This window comes from Oleiphilus sp. HI0125, assembly GCF_001635355.1.
On sequence record NZ_LWGF01000942.1, the window covers coordinates 1 to 1,004 of the forward strand.

Below are 1,004 nucleotides of genomic sequence, written 5' to 3' on the forward strand. Positions count from 1 at the left end.
CTCTAAACTTCTGTTAATGCGCACAAAAATAACGCACACGATATCGATTTAACTAGCGAGTAGCCCCATATAAAGGAGCGCGTTCTTTTATCTTCTGTTCTTACTTTTGACAAAGCATTGAACATCGCAAGTTTACTTCAGAAATTAGATATTGATGGCAATCCTGATAACGGAATCAACCTAGGTAATGATGACCAAAAATTAGAAGATAGCCGACTCGACATCGGCGCATTCAAGGCCACAGACTTTGTTGCCTCGTCCAATATCGCTAGCATAAGAGAGCAACTCGGACTTACAGGGTCTGTTCGCTCATTGCAGCAAAATGTCGCCCATTTATACGATAGTCTCGGGATTGAAGTTCAAGCAGACAATATCGCTCAAAGTGCTCAAAAATCAGGGAGCACCCAAACGCAAAATACCTATTTTGAATACGATGATAGCGGCCGGCTAATCTCCGAACGAACAGAAAACCAGTCAGGCGGCGAAGATTTTGTTGTTTCTTACTCATATGATGAAGATGGTCGTATTAAAGAGAAGACCAATACACGCCAACAACTCCGCGAAACATTTACCTACTCTGACTCGGGGAAAATAACTTCACGAAACGCGTTCCGAAACAATGGCTCAGACTCAAGTGAATCCTACACCTATCAGAATGACGAACTGGTTTCATTTTCATACGACGACGGCAATGATGGAAGTATCGATCAGCTGACGTTGTATGATCGCCCTGTTGCTAATCAAGTTACGACACGTATATACAACAACGGCGATTCTTCAAGTACTCCTAGCACAGTCATCGAAGAAACTTATTTCCCTGACGACTTGCTTGCCGTTTACTCTGATGACAAAAACAATGATGGGACACCCGATTTAATCGTGTCTTACAGCTATGACGCACAGGAAAATAAATCAGTATTCAGCGTTCCGATTAATGACCAAGGAAGCGAAACGAGCTACGACGAATTCGAATACTCTGGCGACTTAGTCATCAAATACATCAA

General features: G+C 42.5%; 1 protein-coding gene. It reads left to right on the top strand.

The window, feature by feature from the left end:
* Window positions 1-117: 117 nt before the first annotated feature.
* The coding region (locus tag A3762_RS16185) for a hypothetical protein (RefSeq protein ID WP_197469314.1) at window positions 118-1,004 on the top strand (887 nt) is incomplete at its 3' end.